Raw genomic sequence first — 17,610 nt, 5'->3', positions numbered from 1 at the left:
TTGAGAAGGATGGTGTGATTTACTTTGAAGAAAAAGAAAAGAAAAAACGAAATGGCCGAGATAGAAGATCTACTGCTGGACTGGGAGCTTCCCTTCGAAGGACAGAAGAAGGAAACCTATTACAATTATCATTGTCAGAAATGTGGGTATAAAGAGGAAGTGCCAGCATTTATCGTAGATGAGATGAAAGCTATGGACAAATTGGATAACTTGGGCTCACCAGGAATGCCAATTTTGGAATGTCCTTATTGTCCTGGAGGCATGGTTTATAAAGGGGAAAAAGAGTAAGCTTTGCGGCTTACTCTTTTAAGTCGCCCGAAGGGCGAATTTGTTCTTGTTTTTATTTAAAACTAATTGAAGGATAATCATAAAAAAAAAAGAATAATATAACTGAGGTGAATTATCAATGAAGCTGAAATACAGGCACCTGGTTATCCTGATATTTTTATTTTCTTTATTATTCGGAGGGATTATATACTGGTTTTTTTTAAAACAATCTCCACGGCAATTAACGATTATAGATGATAAAAACCAGTTTTTAAAACTGAATTTAATCATTTATACCAATAAAAATACCCCCCAAAATGCGATTTTGGTCGGGAACAAAATATATGTAGCTACCAAACAGGGCAAAATACAAGTTTATGATTTTGGCGGGAAAGTTATAAAAGAGATAGGTGAAAATATTTTAAAATATCCCGTAGGGTTGGCCTGGACAGATGAACAGCTGATTGTTAGTGACAACTGGCTCAAGCAAGTTTACGTTTTTAATGAAGAAGGAAAATTATTGCGCTCCTTCGGAAAAGGGGTATTATCAGGCCCTGCAGGTATAGCGATCAAGGATAACAAAATCTGGGTAGCAGATGCCGGCGGGCATAGTATTCTTTGTTTTGATTGGAACGGCAAGTTACTGGTCAGGTATGGCTCTGGTCAGAGGACTGTGACAATAAATGGTTTCGCTTATCCTAATGGAGTATTGCCGGTAGAAGACGGTTTTTTGGTGGCTGATACCCTGAATAACCGCTTGAGTGTTTGGAAAAAGGATAAGCCCTTTTTGGTCTGGGACAGTCCGGCAGAAAACCAGCCTGCTGGCCCCAGGGCCCTGGTTAAGGGAACTGACGGCAACATCTGGATTTTATGCAATTTGTCAGCGAATTTGTTGGTGTTAAATACCGATAACTGGCAGGTGAAAATAACCGGTGAATTTGGAGATGGAAATTTCCAGTGGAAATTTCCTACCGGACTTACTGCCGATAATTCAGGGCACCTGGTGGTGACTGATGCTGGCAATCAGCGGGTTATAATTTACACGATAAAATAGTTCGGGGGGAGGACTATGTCGATAAAAAGATTTTTTCTCTATATTAACCTTTTCATAGTTCTTTGCCTGACCGAACCGGCAGAAGCAAAGTGGACACAGGCGACCACTGCCCAATGTAATAATTGTCACACCAACGGTGGTTTGACGGTAAACTTATACACAAATGCAAGTGCTACTACCCCCCTTGGCAGTCCGGTCAATATCAGCACAGGCACTTCTTTAACTTTCTACGTCAAAGTCAGTGGCGCTCAAGCGGGAAGCAGAATCGGGGCAGGGGTAGTGTATCCGGCTGGAGCTACTCCTACCGGAAATCAGGCTAATCCCAGCAGCACTGAAACCTGGACTGTTTATACGCCTGTAGAATTGCGTTTAAGCAACGGTGGAGCATTCGGCTGGAATAGCAAAAATGTTAATATGACCCGGGATTTCAGGACAAAAAGTACAGATATAACCGACAGTGATAATAACGGCTGGGAAGTTATTCCGGGAATTCTGAATGTACCTACGGTGGCGGTACCGGGAACCTACAATTTCCTCATCACTGGTGGAGCTACCAATGGTAGATATGGGTCTGTGTCTTTACAGGTGGTTGTAACTGACGGCACGAAGCCCAACCAAATTACTGACCTGGATGTTGAATACAAAAACTCGCAGATGACACTGCGGTGGACAACTCCCGATCCTCCGGATAACTCTGGTTCAATCAGCTCCTTCAAGATTTATCGTTCAACTGATCCCATTACCAACACTATAATAGATTCGTTGACACCGGTTGCGACGATCAGCGGCACCTCTGGCGGTACCAGCAACACCTGGAATGATCCTGATTCTGCGTCATTGGTTGATGGACAAACTTATTACTATGCGGTGCTGTCTGTAGATGCAGCTGGAAACCAAAGCATTGTTTCTACCGGTCCCAAAACCAGTGCTGCCAAAACTACCGCAAATATCCCTACTGCTAACATGCGCAAGCCGGATAATGGCTCAACAGTGCGGGGGACGGTAACGCTGAAAGGAAATGCTACTGATGATGTTGGAGTTACTTCTGTTACTTTTGAAGTTGCCAGTAACACAAGTTTTACTTCGCCGACCGTGATCAGCGGCGCTACCAGGGTCAGCGGCACTGCCAGGGATGGCTTATGGCAGGTTAACTGGGATGCCCGTGCCCTGTCAGGTACCTACTATGTCAGAATGAAGGCCAGTGACGGCACCAACACGGGGACATCAGGCTATTTTACTTATACAGTGGATAACAATGCGCCAACCAATGTGAATATGGTTAGTCCGGCTAACTTATCTACCCTGACCAATGTGGTCCAATTGCAAGCAAGTGGTCAGGACAATTATGGGATTGATAGGGTGGATTTTCAAGTCAGCCAGACCTCAGATTTTTCTGCAGGGGTATATACTTTTACAGGTGCGACTTTGACTTCCGGAACCATCACCAATGGCACCTGGACTAGAGCCTGGAGCAGTAACATGGTAAGCAATGGCACCTGGTATATTCGAGCGGTATTTGTTGACAAAGCCGGGAACACTACCTATTCCACTGCCTGGCAATATACAATCAACAATTCTGATACAGCGGTTCCTCATGGTACCTATGTTTCATCAACCAAAACCTGTGCCATTTGCCACTCTGCCCATGCTGGTGGCAGCAAATATTTGCTGACTTCGGAACTGGTTAACCAGGTTTGCACCAACTGTCATGACGGCACCAGCGCCCAGAAAGCTCAAGGATTCCCTTCTACTTATGAGCATTTATGGGATGAAAAGGATGTTTACTGTAATGATTGCCATAATCCCCATCGCAATAGAACCGATAATCCTCCCTATTTACTAAAGGATACCTATAACAGCAAAACCACGACCGGGGTTCCGGGTGATTATCAACTCTGCTTTAACTGCCATCAGGTGCCTTTTGTCAGCGGACAGGGATATGTTCAGTCAAACTATGATATCTATCAGTACTATAGAAAGACAAGCAATGGCGGGCAAGGCACCCAGGGTGTAGATAAAGGCCATTTTGTTAAATATTCAGGGCATACCTTTGCTGACGGCACACCTATTCCGGTAGGCTATCAGCTTCCATGTACTGTCTGTCACGTTCAACATGGCTCAAACAATAAAATTCTGTTGCGGGAACAGGTAGGGACGAATCCCAATCCCATTGTCCTGACCAGCCCGGGAATGGCAACCCTGTCAGTTTCCGAGGAACGGGCCTTCTGTACGGGATGTCATAATGGTACTACCAACTTGTATAACAAAAACGACACAACCTTTATCACCTGGAATGAATACAAAAGTTTGGGCCATACCGATGGCAGTATCCGCTGTTCCTATTGTCACGGTGGTAGCGGCACAGAAGAAGAGCAAATCAGACGGGCGGCTCATGCTCCCACCAAGGGGGAATCGCGGGGTGGTATGGATTGTATCTGGTGTCATAATGTTATTCAGGAACCGATGGCTATAGGGAATACAGCGGACTTTCACCATGTTATCAGCAACAGCCCTAATTATAATCAGACCAAGAACTGCTTGCAGTGCCACGTGGATCACGACAAATTCAGGCCTGATCTGGGCAGCGGTCAAAAGCGAGCCTTTAATTTAAGAACCAAGTTTGATGGCACCAGCCCGGTGGCTGTCAATACCGACTTTATCAATGATGCTACTGGCGGCATCTGTCTCTCCTGTCATGTCAATGCCCAGACCAAGGCTTACAATCCCAGCAAAACCACCAGGCCGATAGGAGATGCAGCTCAATATAATCAATCCAAACACAATTATCTGGTTTATTCAACATTTGAAGATTCAACTGCTGATAATAGCACAAAATTTGCCGCTAATTGTACGAAATGCCATAATGACTATGATACCAAAGGCATACCCTATGATTATCAGACTTCAGCCGCTCCCTTTAAATTTGGCCCGCACGTTTCGCCGAATACAAGCATATTAGGCAACCTGGGGGCAGTCAATCCAGTCCTGCCTCTGGAAGAAGATCTCTGCTATCGTTGTCATTCGGGTTCCAGCGGCAAGGATTACTACAAACAAATCGATAACAGTCAAGGGGCTGCCATGTCAGCTACTGCGCAACGAATCCAGCAAGTTTTTAGCCGGACCTACAAGCATCCGATCGCAGTAAAGCGGGGTAAACACCAGGCCGTTGAGGGCAGCAATCCCGGTTGGGCCCCGGATAATGGCGACCGTCATGCAGAGTGCCAGGATTGTCACAATACGCACCAGGCCCGGCAGGGCACATCCAGGGACGGCACTACTTTTGGAGCTAACGGTACCCGGGATGGCAGACAGTGGGTGGACGATACCATTAGCGGTTCTTTGGCCGGAACCTGGGGAGTGAATGTTACCATCACCTACTCATCACGGGGTGGAGGCAATGCTTCAGATAAGGTCACCTATAGCCGGACTGATGCCCCGAAAGCTCAGTGGCAGATTTGTTTGAAGTGCCACAGTGATTATGCTTGGGATGATGGAGACACCAGCACCGGTAATGTTAAGAGAGGTGATACAGGGGCAAAAGCGACAGTTCCCAATACCAGTTTCCCCTTTAATACTACCATAACCAATACAGGTACTGGAGAGCAGCCGGATATAGGCTTGCAGTTTAATCCCGGCAACTATGCCTTCCACCCGCTGTTTGAAATAGGTTTGAACCAGCCACCTTCTAATGCCAATACAAACTGGTCCAGCAGCGGCTTCAGGCGAGCAAGTACCTCCACCTATAAAGGCGGAGATGGCATTAATTACCCATATAGCAATAACATTACTCCCAGCGGGTTGGATCACACTTTTGTAGATGGCTGGGGGACGAAAAGCCTGGTTACCTGCACTGATTGTCATGCGTCTTCTGATGACCCACCTGATGGTCCTCATGGTTCGAGCCAGAAATGGATCTTGCGCAAGGCTGAACCCAGACAGGTTACTACCGCCAGTAACGGGGTGAAAAGTTTAAACCAGCCGGGTGCATATTACAATGACGCCCAGCCTTTTTACAATTCTAGCGGTGGTGTTACTGATTACCGGAAAGTTAATAACTTTTGTGTTAATTGCCACCGGGCCGATGTCTATGGGGATGGCACTGGAATGACTGCACCTCCCAACGCCAACTTAAGTCGATTCAACCATGGTTTTCAAACAAGTTCCGATAACCCGATCGGTAAATGCATGGCCTCGGGAAACAAGGTGCTAGGAACTATTTATGAAAGCCCCAGCTGTCTGGGATGTCATGGCGGCCGGGAACCAGGCGGCATTCATGGTAGTGTTATGGGAGTGGGCTCAGGCGGAACCAGCCAGATGGGCAAGCGTTTTACGAATGGCGCCAACTGGGTTGGACATACTCTTGGCCAAACCAACGGCTCCAGTGTAAGCTGCTGGACAACCAGTACTCCCGATTCTGTGGCAGCTTGCACCAAAGGCCATAGTGGACAAAGCCAGAGCCCTAATTACTACTATTAAAGTGAGGATAACTATGGATAAACTGAAAAAACTGTTGCTGTCACGCCGTCTGGCCTTGTTCTTATTGGCCTATAGCGCCGGTTATCTGATCTTTTATCAGGTAATGCCTGAAATGGTGCCTGTCCCCGGTACCCTCTGGTACTGGGGGCCTAATCTCCTTTTGCTGCTCAGTACAACGGTCTGTACCTGGGAACGCTGGCGGAATGAACGAGTCAATGGTAAACCCCGCGGGGCGGCCTGGATCAAAAGAACTTTTGACAACCTTGATCGGCATTCGCTAGACAGTCTGTTACAGAGAAAAGGCCTGGAGGGAAAAAAATTACCCGGAAATGCGGGCTGGTACTGGCAAAGTGGTACCAGGGGCTGGTGGGGCTCCCTGGTTTTCCATGGGGCACTGGTACTCCTGGTCTGCGGGGCCATCCTTTCGGCTGCGTTAGATGTCAAAAGCGAGCTCTTGTTGACAGAGGGGCAAACCGGTGAATTGCTTACCGGAACGGGAATTGAAGTAAGTTTGGACTGGCTCAGACCGATTCGGGAACAAGGGGTATTGACCCAGTATCAAATGGCTCTTAGCTACAGAAAAGGCGCGGTCTGGTCTGGACTGACCGGAGCTGTTAACCAGCCTTTAACAATTGAAGGTTATCAATTAACCTTGCAACGCGTGGGACTGGCGCCATATCTTGAGATCTATGACCGGGATGGTCGCCTGCAGGTGCAAGCATACGTAAACCTGGTTGTACCCGATCCCAGTACTGTCGATGCGATCATTTTGCCTGATGGCGAAAAAATAGGTATCCAGATGAAGGTAGATGAAAAAAATGCGCAAATAATTTTAAACTGGCAGGGGGAGCGAATAGAACTCAGCACCGGTCAGACCTGGAAGGGAGCAAAGGGCGTTGTTCACTTCGGGGACTGGCGGCGCTGGGGATACTTCAGGATTACAAAAGAGCCAGGTTTGCCGCTTATCTATTCAGGTTTTCTCCTGGCCACAATGGGCCTGGTTCTAAGATTTCGCTATCCCCAGGTTATGGTAGTGTTGCGCAAGAAAGAAGGAGAGGATGAACTCTGGATTGCCCATAAATATTCCGGGCACTCACTACTACAGGAAATATCTGAACTGGGAAATGGGGGCAAATAATGATCATTGAAGGCACTTTGCTCTGGATTGCAATGTTTACTTATCTCTTCAGTTTTGCCGCTTTTCTGGCCAGTGTGGTGTTTAAGAAAAGCCAATGGACAGACTGGGGCTGGCATAGTAATTTGCTTGCTTTTGCCGCCCATACCGGGGCGATCATCTGGCGCTGGTGGCAGTCAGGCCATCCGCCGGTGGAAGGGAATTATGAAAATTCATTGATGGGGGCCTGGGCCATCCATGCTACCTATATTTTCGGGGCATGGAAAACAGGCCGCTTTAAGGCTTTGGGAGTGCTGGTCAACCCACTGATAATTTTTATTCTGGGTGTAGGCATGTCCATCAAGCAGCCGGCTTTACCGTTATCGCCTCCCTATCAAAGTAACTGGCTCTGGATTCATGTCGGTTTTGCCTGGCTGGCCTTTGGCTCCTTTCTCATCGCGGCTTTTCTGGCGGTCGTCTATCTTACTTTTCAGCCTGATAAAGCTGGAAAATGGCAGGCATTTATCCGCCGTAATTTTCCTGTTCCTGAAATACTGGCGGAGATTATTCTGGGACTGCTATTATTCGGGTTTATCAGCCAGGGCTTGATGATAGCCGCTGGTGCGATCTGGGCCCATTCCCTCTGGGGGGCTTACTGGAGCTGGGATCCCATTGAGATCTGGTCATTGATCTGCTGGTTGATGTACGGTCTGGTTATTCACTGGCGCCTGACACTGAAATGTTCTGACCGGCGCCTGGCCTGGCTCGCTGTACTGGCGGTTATCACCGTCGTGATTACCTTCTGGGGAATCGGCATGGGAACAGGTGTGCATACACCTTTGCTTTGAAACAGGAAAGGACGAGAAGGATGAAAAAAATCGGGCTGATGCTGCTTATTGTCCTGATTTTAAGCGGTTGTAGCCGGGGAGAAAAAGCATATCTGGAGACGGTTAAGGATTATAATGAAACTTTAGCTATCGCTCTGCTACGCCCTCAGCCGGAATTGATGACCCGGATCGCTACTGCTAAAGAGCAGTCAAGGATTTTGACCTATATCCTTTACTGGCAGCAAAAGAAAAAAGTTATCGAAAATCAACTGCTGGAACTGAAATTAGAAAAAACGGAAAAAAGCCAGGACATGGTAGTGGTATTTACCAGCGAAAAATGGCGTTATCGCCATCTGGACACTGTGACCAGAAAAGCAGTGGATGACTGGCGCCAGGGAGAATACCGGGTGAAATATTACTTAACACCCGTAAAAGGAGATAAACGATGGTTGGTGGACAGGGTGGAAATTTTGGAGAAAAGGGAAGAAAAATAATCAGGGCGATAGGCTCGCGCCGGGCGGCTCACTGGGCGCTGGGGTTGCTGATTGCAGTTTATCTGATCTGGCTGGTACCCTTTCAAATTTACGGAGTTCCAGCCTGGCGGATTCGCAATATGGCTGCCTCCGGGTGGGTGTTCCTGCCTGTATACTGGTTTTTCATGCTTAATCTGTGCCTGTGTCTGTTTTTCTGGGCGCGGCAAGGGGGAAAAGCTATTTACCGCTGGCTTTCCTGGCTTATGCATGCCGCTCTAATTTTGCTAATAATAGCCGGCGTGCTTGCCCGGCACTCTGAGCCGAAAGTGGAGTTTATTGTCACCGAAGGCCAAACCCTGGATTTATCCCGGAGAATCAGCTATGTTACTCCTGAACGGGAGATGATGGCCGAGGGTCGGTTGCCGAAGATTATCTGGCGGCTGGATTTTATCCGGCCGGAATTCTGGGAGGATAAACTTTTATTCACTGATCTGCTGGCTAAAATATCTTATGGTTCCAGTCAACCGGAAAAAACCGTTTCCTTGCGACTGGGGCAACCCCTGGTTCAGGATAATTTAACCATCGGTTTGCAGGGTTTTGGCTATGCCCCTCGTTATCAAGTTCTAGACAAGCAGGGGAGGCTGGTGAGCGGTTCTTTCGTCAATTTGACGGTCTTTCCGCCGGGGCAAGAAGATTGGTTCGCTCTGGAAAATTTGAACTGGGAGGTCCATCTGCTGGTCTGGCCGGATGCCGAGCTGAAAGGCAACAAGGTAAACAATCGGAGTATGAATTTGCGCCAGCCTTTGCTATATGTTTATGTTCTGGAGAAAAGCAAAAAGGAAAAAGATCCGGAGGGGGCTTTACTGGCCAAGGGTTTTTTACGTCCTGGAGATGAGCTGGAAGTTCAGGGTTACCGGCTTTCATTTCCGGAAATTCGTTATTATGGCCATTTCTGGCTGGTGCGGGATAAAAGTTTGCCCTATCTGAAAGTGGCACTGCTCACGGTAGTTACGGCCAGCTTGATTTTGACCTATATTCGCTGGGAAAGGGGGAAAGGCCGGTGGCAGGAGAACAGCTGATCTGGTTGATGGTTGGCCTGTTATTGCTGGCCTTACTCTTTCATTGGCGAAAGCAAAATATAATTGAACTCGGGCTGGCAGGGGCAGGCTGGTTGGCCCTTACGTTTTTTATTGGCTGGCGCTGGCAACTGAGCGGGCATCCGCCGGTATTCGGAATTTTCGAAAATTCCCTGGCAGGCGCCTGGTTTCTGATCACGACCTATTTTTTAAATCGTTTTTCCCCTCTCCTGGCAATTGCGGCTCTATTGCTAAGCTATGGCTGGTGGTTTAACCGTTTGCCTGTTCCTCTTACTATCTCAGAACGTTCCTGGTGGGTAGATGTTCATGCCTTTTTTGCCTGGCTTGGTTTTACTGCTTTCTGGTCAGCCTGGGTGCTGGCCTGGTCAAAGGCGGAAAAGAGAAGCCAGCCAAGATGGCGTCGCTCCCTGCTTAATTATTTAAATTTGGCTTTTTTTGCCTGGACAGCCATGCTGGCTACAGGAATGTGGTATCAGCATTTGTTGTTCGGCAGCTGGTGGCGCTGGGATTTTATTGAGGTGGTTTCCCTTCTGGTCTGGCTAACCAATGCCTGGACCCTTCATTATCTGCATTTTCAATCTGAATTTCCCTTGATAGGGTTATGGCTGGTGAGGATAATTCCGCTGCTGTTGCTGGTAGCTTTTTTCGGACTTTTTCTTTTATTGATTACAGGCAGCTTTCATGTTTTCGATTTGCAATTTATGAGGTGATATCATGCTTGATCTTGTTCTGGTTACCCCGGATTATCACTGTGGGGTAGTAGAGTCAGCGGGCAGCTGGTTGAATTGTGGTTTTGTTTATATAGCAGGGGAATTGAGGCGACATGGGGTTCGGGTCCAGATCTATGATGCTATGACCAAAAGGCACTCGGTTCGGCGTATAGGTCAGGAGCTGGCAGCAAGACAGCCAAAAGCAGTAGCTTCTACTGCCTACACTTCTACCTTTCCTGCTGCTGCTGCTTTGTTGAAGCAGGTTAAAAAACTCATACCAAACTGTGTAACCATAATAGGGGGAGTTCACCCCACCTTTATGTGGGAAGAGGTTTTGACGGATTGTCCCTGGATCGATGTGGTTGTGCGAGGAGAAGGGGAAGAGGTGCTACCCCGGCTGATGGCAGTGCTGAACAGCAGAGAGAAATGGCAGGAGATAGCCGGCCTGGCTTTTCGAGCTACCAGCGGGCAGATTGTTACTACCGGACAGGCCCCCTTTATTCAGGATTTGGATCGAATCGAAGGGGCCTGGGATCTGGTGGAATGGCAGGATTATACCTATTATATTTTCCCTGGTTCCCGCCTGGGCGTGATTTCAACCAGCCGGGGCTGTCAGCATAATTGCAGTTTTTGCTCACAACAGAAATACTGGCAGCAAAAATGGCGGGGGCGTAGTGCTGAGGCGGTATGTCGGGAAATTGAGCTTCTGGCAACCCGGTATGGGGTGAATGTGCTTTTAATAGCCGATGAGTATCCCACAGCTGACCGGCAGCGCTGGGAAGCTATTTTGGACTGGCTCTGCTGGCGGAAATTGGACTTGAAGTTGCTCCTTGAAACCCGGGTTGATGATGTTGTTCGAGACAGAGACTTAATGGCCAAATACCGGCAGGCGGGGATAGTCCATATTTATGTGGGTGTAGAATCGACAGAACAGGAAAGGCTGGATCTGTTTCAGAAAGGGATTCAATTAAACCAGTCAATGGAGGCTCTAGAGATAATCAACAGCCATGATATAGTTTCAGAAACCTCCTTTGTCCTGGGTACTGCGGAAGAAACCCCCGAATCTATTGCTCGCACACTGGAGCTGGCCAAAATATATAATCCTGATTTTGCCCATTTTCTTTTACTGGCTCCCTGGCCTTATGCTGATATATATAACCAGCTTGTCCCATATATAGAAACAGAAGATTATGCAAAGTACAACCTGGTGGAACCGGTTATGCGCTCCCGGACCATGAGCAGAAACGAGCTGATGGATGCGGTTCTGGCATGTTATAAAGAATTTTATTTTCATAAACTGGGGCAATGGGCTCAGCTGCCTGCAGGATTTAAAAGAGACTATTTATTTCGTTCAATGCGGGTGATATTGAAAAATTCTTTTATTACCCAGCATGTAAATAAGCTCGGGGGAATGCCGCAAAAAATCAAGGAATTATTGAGCAAGACCGGGGTGGTTTAAAGTGCTTAAATTGTTACTGACTTTTAATAATTACGCTCATGATCTGATAACCGGCTATTTTGCGGCATTGGCCTGGGTAGGTTATCGCTGGTATAGCTTTTTACCGACCAACGCCAGGGACTGGTTTAAACAGCAGCTTAAACTGGCCCTATTGTTTATCATCCTTACTGGTATACCCAGGACTATCTTTTTTACAACAATGGAATTACTGCCGGCCCAGCAAAAGGGCCTGGTTATGTTTTTAGTGTTTAAACATATCTTAATATTTATAGTGATATGTTTTGGTATATTTTATTGGCGAAAACAGCAGGATTTTGTCAAAAAATATTGAAGTAAATTATAATAAGCTTTTAATGGTGAGGCGAGAGTAATGATCAAGCTCAGCCGACTGGTAAGTTTAGCACTGATTATCCTGCTGTCTTTTTTTATCATGCTGCCATTTGGCCTGGCAGAAGAAACAGTACCGGAAGCAGTGTATGAACAAGTCTATCAAGAAAAACAGGGAGTGCCTCAGGATGTACCTCAAGAACCTTCTCAAGAAGTCAACCAGGATGTGTATGCTGAAGAAAGTGTACCGGTCGCAACAGATGAACTGCTGGTTAAAACTGAACCTGAAATAAGCCAATCGGGGGTTGACAGATTTGTGGCTGTTACCGGTGGGGCCATTAATGCTTCTAATGTCACTGATGTGGAAATTTATGGTTTTGCCGAACCCAACTCCAGTGTAGAAGTTGAAGTTTATGGAGTTAGCCTTGGCTTTGTGGCAACTGATGCAGAAGGTTTTTTTTCCGAAAAATTTGATCTGGCTTTTTGCCCCGATGGAATAACTCAGGTTAAAGCCATCGCCAGTACCGGGCAAGTTTTAAGCACAAATGTTCTGAAGGATACAGTAGCACCGGCTTATCCGCCATTACCATTATGGATTGCCGAAGTGGAAGACAAAGAGATATTAGGGAAAATTCCGCTGATTTTTGGCGTTCTTCCGCCAGGCTGGGGCCTAGACTGGGAACGGGTCCAGATTAAAACCGAGACAGGAGATTTATTAATGGAAGGAGTAGTGGATTTTATCGGTGGCGTATGGTGGGCCAGGCCGGCGCAACCATTACCGGAAGGTAATTACAGGTTAACTGCCATATTGATTGATCATGCCGGTAACTGTTCCGTTCCTTCAAGAACTTTTGACATATATATCGGTGAACAGCGTGTTACCCTCTCGGATTAAATCCCGGAGGGTTTTATCTTAGGAGCGGAGGTGATAGGGATGAGAAAGAGAATTATTTGTCCTGGTCTTGTATTATTATTGCTTCTGGGTCAGCTTTTGCCGATGCCAGCAGCTGCCGGGATGCCTGTCTGGGAGGAGTGGCCTCAAGCTAAAGAAGTAGCCGTTCTTCCAGGAACAAACAGGCCAGCCATCTGGCAGGATATCTATCAACAGGGAGAAAGCATTATTGTTGATCAGTGGGAACCACCTTATCCAGAGGGCATTAATGATGATTATCTGTCGGAAAGTCAAATGGTGGACCAGTTTCTCTGGGATAATCCCCGGGCGTTATTGGTATTTCCTGCCGGAGACCGGGCGGGATACAGAAATTTGCTGGCACCGGCCGTGGCCAAAAACGCGCTGGTAGTGGGTGGCAGCCAGAGCTTGCCCTGGGGAAATTCAGTAACTGCCAATGTCTATGATAGTTGGAGAAAAGCAGAATTTAGCACAGGCGGACCGGCTCTGGATCGGATTAAACCAGACATTTTAGCTCCTGCGGAATGGTGGGCGACCTTAACTCCCCAGGGCTATCAACCTGCACATGGCACTTTATATGCTGCTACCTGGGTCAAGGTTCATTTAGACCAATGGCGGCAAAAACTGCTGGAGGCCGGTATCGAGCCTATCGGGGCATTATTGAAAGCAATAGCTGTGGCTGCAGCCTATCCGGAACAGTATTCTTCGGTAGAAGAAAGGGGGTATGGTTTTTTCAGGCCTCACTCATTAAATCAGGCATGGGATGAGCTGGAATTCATACAGGGAGAATTGACTGAGGAGACGCCATCCCAAACCTTTTCCTGGGTCTCGCCAGCGTCGATTCCGACAGGGTACCGCCTGGCAGTAGTTTTAACCTGGATGGATTATCCGGCGGAAATAGGGGACGGATCGTTAGTCAATGATTTAAACCTGGATGTGCGGGCCGATATCTATGACCAGGAAAGCGGTCAGAATCTGCTCAGAATCTACACCCCCAACGATTTGGCGGATTCAGCGGGGGCAGAAAATAATACTGATAACTGCGAAAGAATTCTGTTGAGCAACCTGCAACCCGGGACTGAATATCGCATCACGGTGGAGGCTGTATCTCTGATTCAAGGACCGCAGCCATTTGCTTTGGTTTATGGTTTAATTCCGGACGCCGGGCCGGAGTTGAGACTGGAAAATTTGCCGGACCAAATGGCATTTGCCTCATCATCCTATTTACTCAAAGGCTGGGCCGATCAGGGAGCGACAGTGAAAATTAATAATGCTGTTGTGACCACAACAGGCGGATACTGGACTTATGAGCTGCAACTCAATCCCGGAATCAATACAATCAACGTACTCGCGGAGAAAGAGGGAAAACAGACCCTGATCAAACGCAATCTCTGGCTGGACCCGCAATCCACTCCCTATTGCAGTTTGGACAGGGATGGGAGGTTGCTATTCAGCCATCTGGCAGCTGAGTCTGCTATTAGCATCTGGTTAAATGGCCAGGAAATTCAGCAAACAGCCGATGCTTCGGGGAACAAGCAGATAGCTCTCAACCTTCTGCCGGGCTGGAACCGCATAGCCGTATCAGGCACTCCTGCTGGCGAGGTGGAAAGGCCCCTGTTTGCCGACTGGGTCTATTTTCAGCAAGATAACCCCCCTGTACCACAGGATACAGGCGATGATGAAGATGGCTCATCACCAAACAGTATGGATGACCGATATATGGGCTTGAGGGAGAAACTGGGGAGCGCTTACCAGTGGGCACTGCCGGAAATTGGCCCGCTCTGGGTTGCGGGCATTATTAAAGGAGATGAGCGGGGCTTACGCCCTGGAGATAACATGACCAGGGCAGAATTTATCAGTCTGTTGATGCGAGCTTTTCCCTGGCCGGCAGGAGGTCAGGCTGCAGACTTTGCCGATATTCATCCAGCGGCATGGTATGCTGTTGCTATAAACCAGGCCCGTTCCCTCGGTCTGGTTTACGGAGTCGGTTCCAACCGCTTTGAACCCAGTAAGCCTATCACCAGAGCGGAAGCGATTATGATTTTGGCCAGAGCCTACCGGATACGCAATCTGTTAACCAGCGGAGAAAACCAGGGATTGGAGACTGACTGGCAGCTTGCTGCGGAGAAAGGCTGGACTAAATATAATTTACAGCAAGGGTTTCCTTTTCGATATGCCAAAAGAGTTGAAAATATGGTAATGGTCAGCAGGTGGCTGCAATAATCAGATGAGGGGGAGCTCCCCCTCTTTTTTTATGCTAACTGCACTGAGTAAATTGTATAGAGTCTGTATTGGCAATCTTATTAGGAAAAGCTCTGGATAAATAGTCGTAAAATATTTGTAAATGTGAGGGGAAAATGATAGCATTTCATATTTTTAACTTAATTAATATAATTCTTTTAGGAATAATACTTTGTATTGCAGTATTTATCTTCAGAGACGCACGTTATCATGGGAATACAGTAAAATCAGCTATATTTTGTAGTATAATAGTCCTTTTTTCCTCCAGGTATAATAATATATTTTTATTTACGCAATAAAAAATAAGAGACATTATCCTAGAGTGGCGGTTCAGAAAAGGAGTTAAAGCAATGAAGTACTTTCAACTACTTCTTCTAGTTTGTCTGGTTTCATTTTCGGTTCTGGGTTGCGCGACAAGTCAGCCTAAATCATTTAGTAACAATCAGCTAATTTTTTTGCTTAAGAAAGATCTTCCCGGAAACGATAATTTTTAAATTAATCCAGGTTAAGGATTTCAGGAATGGGAAAATTGCTCTGTTTTCTTATGATCTATCTGACGGCCATCATGTGGATTATAGGTTATTTAAAGTAAATGGCACAGATATTAGACTTTTAGGTGGAGGCGGAGGAATTGCAAAAACATCTTTAAATGAACAGTTGTCCATAGGTGGCGGTGGCTCAATATCAAATAAAGTAAACGGTGATTTTTTAGCCATTACCGAGGAAGCGGTGAATGGGGTTAAATCCATTACCGCATTAGATAATCAATCTAAGATTATCTACAGTATCCCATAACTTTAAAAAGGAAAGAGGGGGCCAGCAACCCCCTCTTTTCTTTACCCCATTTCCAGCGGATGCTGGTCATAGTTACCCCGCAGGCGCAATCCCACTCGCTTTACTTCCTCCAGAAAAAGCATTGTCAACAGTTTACCCAGGGACCACAATCCGGCAAAACGGCGGCGCAGAGGCCATTTCAGCTCATCCTTGCCACAGATGGTATGGCGATTCAGCTCTGCTACTCTGGCTTTCAACTTTTGCAGACTAAGCTGGCGAACCTCTTCATCGGGAATGAGCAGGATACGGTCAATTTCGGCGATAATCTGCCGGGCCTGGGTAATACGATAGCGAATATCCTCATATACTTCTTCCGGAATCAGGTTATATTCCCGTTTCAGCTCATTCAACCGGTAGGCGGCCTCATAGGTAGCTTCTACAATCTCGTCCCGGCTCATAGTAGTAGTTTCATAACTGAGAATATGCTTCCAGCTGGGCCGGGTTAAAGCCTGACGGTGATCCTCCAGGGTCTGGCAGTGCTTGATATACCCGTACTTTTCCGGGTTTTCAAAAGCCGGGCTGCCTGGATCGAGAAAGGGAGCCAGAGGTGCAATAAACAAGGAGAGCCGTTTATCCCCATTGAACTTCTCCAGTAGCTGCCGGCAATAGTCGATACTGGCCAGAGCGCTCTGGTAAGTCTGGCCGGGGATACCGGTCATAAAGAAGAGATCGATTTTGCGGCAGTTATATTTTAGAGCTGCCGCAATAGTAGCTTCTACTGCAGCGTTACTGCACTTGAACTTGCCGTTCAGGCGCCGCAAATGTTCCTCATGGGTCTCGATGGTCAGTTCCAGACTGAACCTGGGCACACTTTCACTAATCAGGCGGAAATATTCTTCATCGGCCGGGAAAAAGAGCTCGATAATCAACTCATTGGGGATCCTTTCTTTTTTCAACAAACCGAAAAATTCCCGGGCATAATCCATTCCGGCCTGGCGGATGTCGTGCAAGATAAAAATCGGTGCTTTGCCAAAAGACTTAATAAAGCGGATATCTTCCACCAGGGCCTTTGGTGAGCGGTAAGCCGGTTTCTGACGGCCGCAGATTCTGGCATAGGCGGAGCGGGAACCCCCGCAGATGGAACAGTTCTGGGTACAGCCCCGGGCGGTAAGCAGGGCGGTAATGGGATAGCTCAGCCAGTCCAGGTAGGGCATGGTGTTATGTAAACTACCGTATTTAAAGACTGAGCCCATCACATAGCGATAACTGGGAATGGTAGTGTAATCCAGGTTATCGGGAATCCAGGTCAGGGGGTTGACCACCGGCTGCCCGTCGGGTTTTTTCCAGGTCAGGTTGGGGATAGAGCTGAAATCCGCCTGGCCCTGGCGCAGGCTGCTGACCAGTTGCCGCATCGGCTCTTCGGTGGAATCACCCCGCAGGACAAAATCCACATAAGGATAGCTGATCAATTCCTCATGATAGTAGGAAGAGGATAAGCCGCCAAAAGCCACAGGGATATCCGGATGATACTTTTTGCAGAGCTGGGCCACTTCCAGGCTGCCATGGGCATGGGGTAACCAGTGCAGGTCAATGGCGAACAACCTGGGCTTGAGGCGAGCGATCAGCTTTTCCGGGTCAAAATCCGGGTCCCGCAGCATCAGGTAGGCCAGGTTGACAATGCGCACATTGTAGCCATTTTTCTCCAGGGTTTCAGCCAGGCTGGTAATGCCCATGGGATACATTTCGAAGGCCGGCGAGGAGGGTACCACATCACTGATGGGCCCGAAGAAAATGGTATCCCGCCGGAAATCATAGACGCTCGGGGCGTGCAAAAAGACCACATCAGTGGAGAAGAGTCTTTTCATCGGTCAGGCCTCCTTT

At 47.5% G+C, this 17,610-nt stretch carries 14 protein-coding genes; 13 read left to right on the top strand and 1 reads right to left on the bottom strand.

The window, feature by feature from the left end:
* Positions 1-24: 24 nt before the first annotated feature.
* The 13 genes from B5D20_RS03120 (at position 25) to B5D20_RS13625 (ending at position 15,750) form a co-directional block, all read left to right on the top strand.
* Complete coding sequence (locus B5D20_RS03120; RefSeq protein ID WP_078664755.1) at positions 25-288, top strand: hypothetical protein; 264 nt, start codon at positions 25-27, stop codon at positions 286-288.
* Positions 289-406: 118 nt separating this feature from the next.
* Positions 407-1,321: an NHL repeat-containing protein gene (locus B5D20_RS03115; RefSeq protein WP_078664762.1), complete on the top strand. Its 915-nt coding sequence runs from the start codon at positions 407-409 to the stop codon at positions 1,319-1,321.
* 15 nt (positions 1,322-1,336) lie between these two features.
* Positions 1,337-5,797, top strand: coding sequence for a cytochrome c3 family protein (locus B5D20_RS03110; RefSeq protein ID WP_078664754.1), 4,461 nt, complete (start codon positions 1,337-1,339; stop codon positions 5,795-5,797).
* 13 nt (positions 5,798-5,810) lie between these two features.
* The gene (locus B5D20_RS03105; protein WP_078664753.1) at positions 5,811-6,935 is read left to right on the top strand and encodes a cytochrome c biogenesis ResB family protein; all 1,125 of its coding nucleotides are present in this window, start codon (positions 5,811-5,813) and stop codon (positions 6,933-6,935) included.
* Entirely contained in the window at positions 6,935-7,759 is an 825-nt protein-coding gene (ccsA, locus tag B5D20_RS03100) for a cytochrome c biogenesis protein CcsA (protein ID WP_078664752.1), read from the top strand. The genes B5D20_RS03105 and ccsA overlap by 1 nt, the downstream gene beginning before the upstream one ends.
* 20 nt (positions 7,760-7,779) lie before the next feature.
* The gene (locus tag B5D20_RS03095) at positions 7,780-8,232 is read left to right on the top strand and encodes a hypothetical protein (RefSeq protein ID WP_078664751.1); all 453 of its coding nucleotides are present in this window, start codon (positions 7,780-7,782) and stop codon (positions 8,230-8,232) included.
* Positions 8,184-9,290, top strand: a complete 1,107-nt coding sequence (locus B5D20_RS03090; RefSeq protein WP_078664750.1) for a cytochrome c biogenesis protein ResB — start codon at positions 8,184-8,186, stop codon at positions 9,288-9,290. Before B5D20_RS03095 ends, B5D20_RS03090 begins: the two co-directional genes overlap by 49 nt.
* Positions 9,272-10,018 carry a heme lyase CcmF/NrfE family subunit gene (locus B5D20_RS03085; RefSeq protein WP_078664749.1) on the top strand — a complete coding sequence of 249 codons (747 nt, stop codon included), beginning with the start codon at positions 9,272-9,274 and terminating at the stop codon, positions 10,016-10,018. Before B5D20_RS03090 ends, B5D20_RS03085 begins: the two co-directional genes overlap by 19 nt.
* 4 nt (positions 10,019-10,022) lie before the next feature.
* Positions 10,023-11,477 carry a B12-binding domain-containing radical SAM protein gene (locus tag B5D20_RS03080; protein WP_078664748.1) on the top strand — a complete coding sequence of 485 codons (1,455 nt, stop codon included), beginning with the start codon at positions 10,023-10,025 and terminating at the stop codon, positions 11,475-11,477.
* A gap of 1 nt (position 11,478) precedes the next feature.
* The gene (locus B5D20_RS03075) at positions 11,479-11,808 is read left to right on the top strand and encodes a hypothetical protein (protein ID WP_078664747.1); all 330 of its coding nucleotides are present in this window, start codon (positions 11,479-11,481) and stop codon (positions 11,806-11,808) included.
* A 39-nt stretch (positions 11,809-11,847) separates the two neighbouring features.
* Positions 11,848-12,699 carry a hypothetical protein gene (locus tag B5D20_RS03070; protein WP_078664746.1) on the top strand — a complete coding sequence of 284 codons (852 nt, stop codon included), beginning with the start codon at positions 11,848-11,850 and terminating at the stop codon, positions 12,697-12,699.
* A 39-nt stretch (positions 12,700-12,738) separates the two neighbouring features.
* A complete protein-coding gene (locus B5D20_RS03065; RefSeq protein WP_078664745.1) occupies positions 12,739-14,937 on the top strand; it encodes an S-layer homology domain-containing protein in 2,199 nt (732 codons plus the stop codon).
* A gap of 585 nt (positions 14,938-15,522) precedes the next feature.
* On the top strand, positions 15,523-15,750 hold the full coding sequence (locus tag B5D20_RS13625) for a hypothetical protein (protein WP_143311782.1): 228 nt from the start codon (positions 15,523-15,525) through the stop codon (positions 15,748-15,750).
* Positions 15,751-15,791: 41 nt separating this feature from the next.
* Here the strand turns inward: B5D20_RS13625 and B5D20_RS03060 are convergent, their stop codons facing one another.
* Entirely contained in the window at positions 15,792-17,594 is a 1,803-nt protein-coding gene (locus B5D20_RS03060) for a TIGR04190 family B12-binding domain/radical SAM domain protein (RefSeq protein ID WP_078664744.1), read from the bottom strand.
* Between the last annotated feature and the right edge of the window lie 16 nt (positions 17,595-17,610).

This window comes from Carboxydocella sporoproducens DSM 16521 (genome assembly GCF_900167165.1).
Taxonomy (GTDB): domain Bacteria; phylum Bacillota.
Note: the sequence above shows the minus strand (reverse complement) of the source record. Positions and strands in the feature narration are given on the sequence as shown.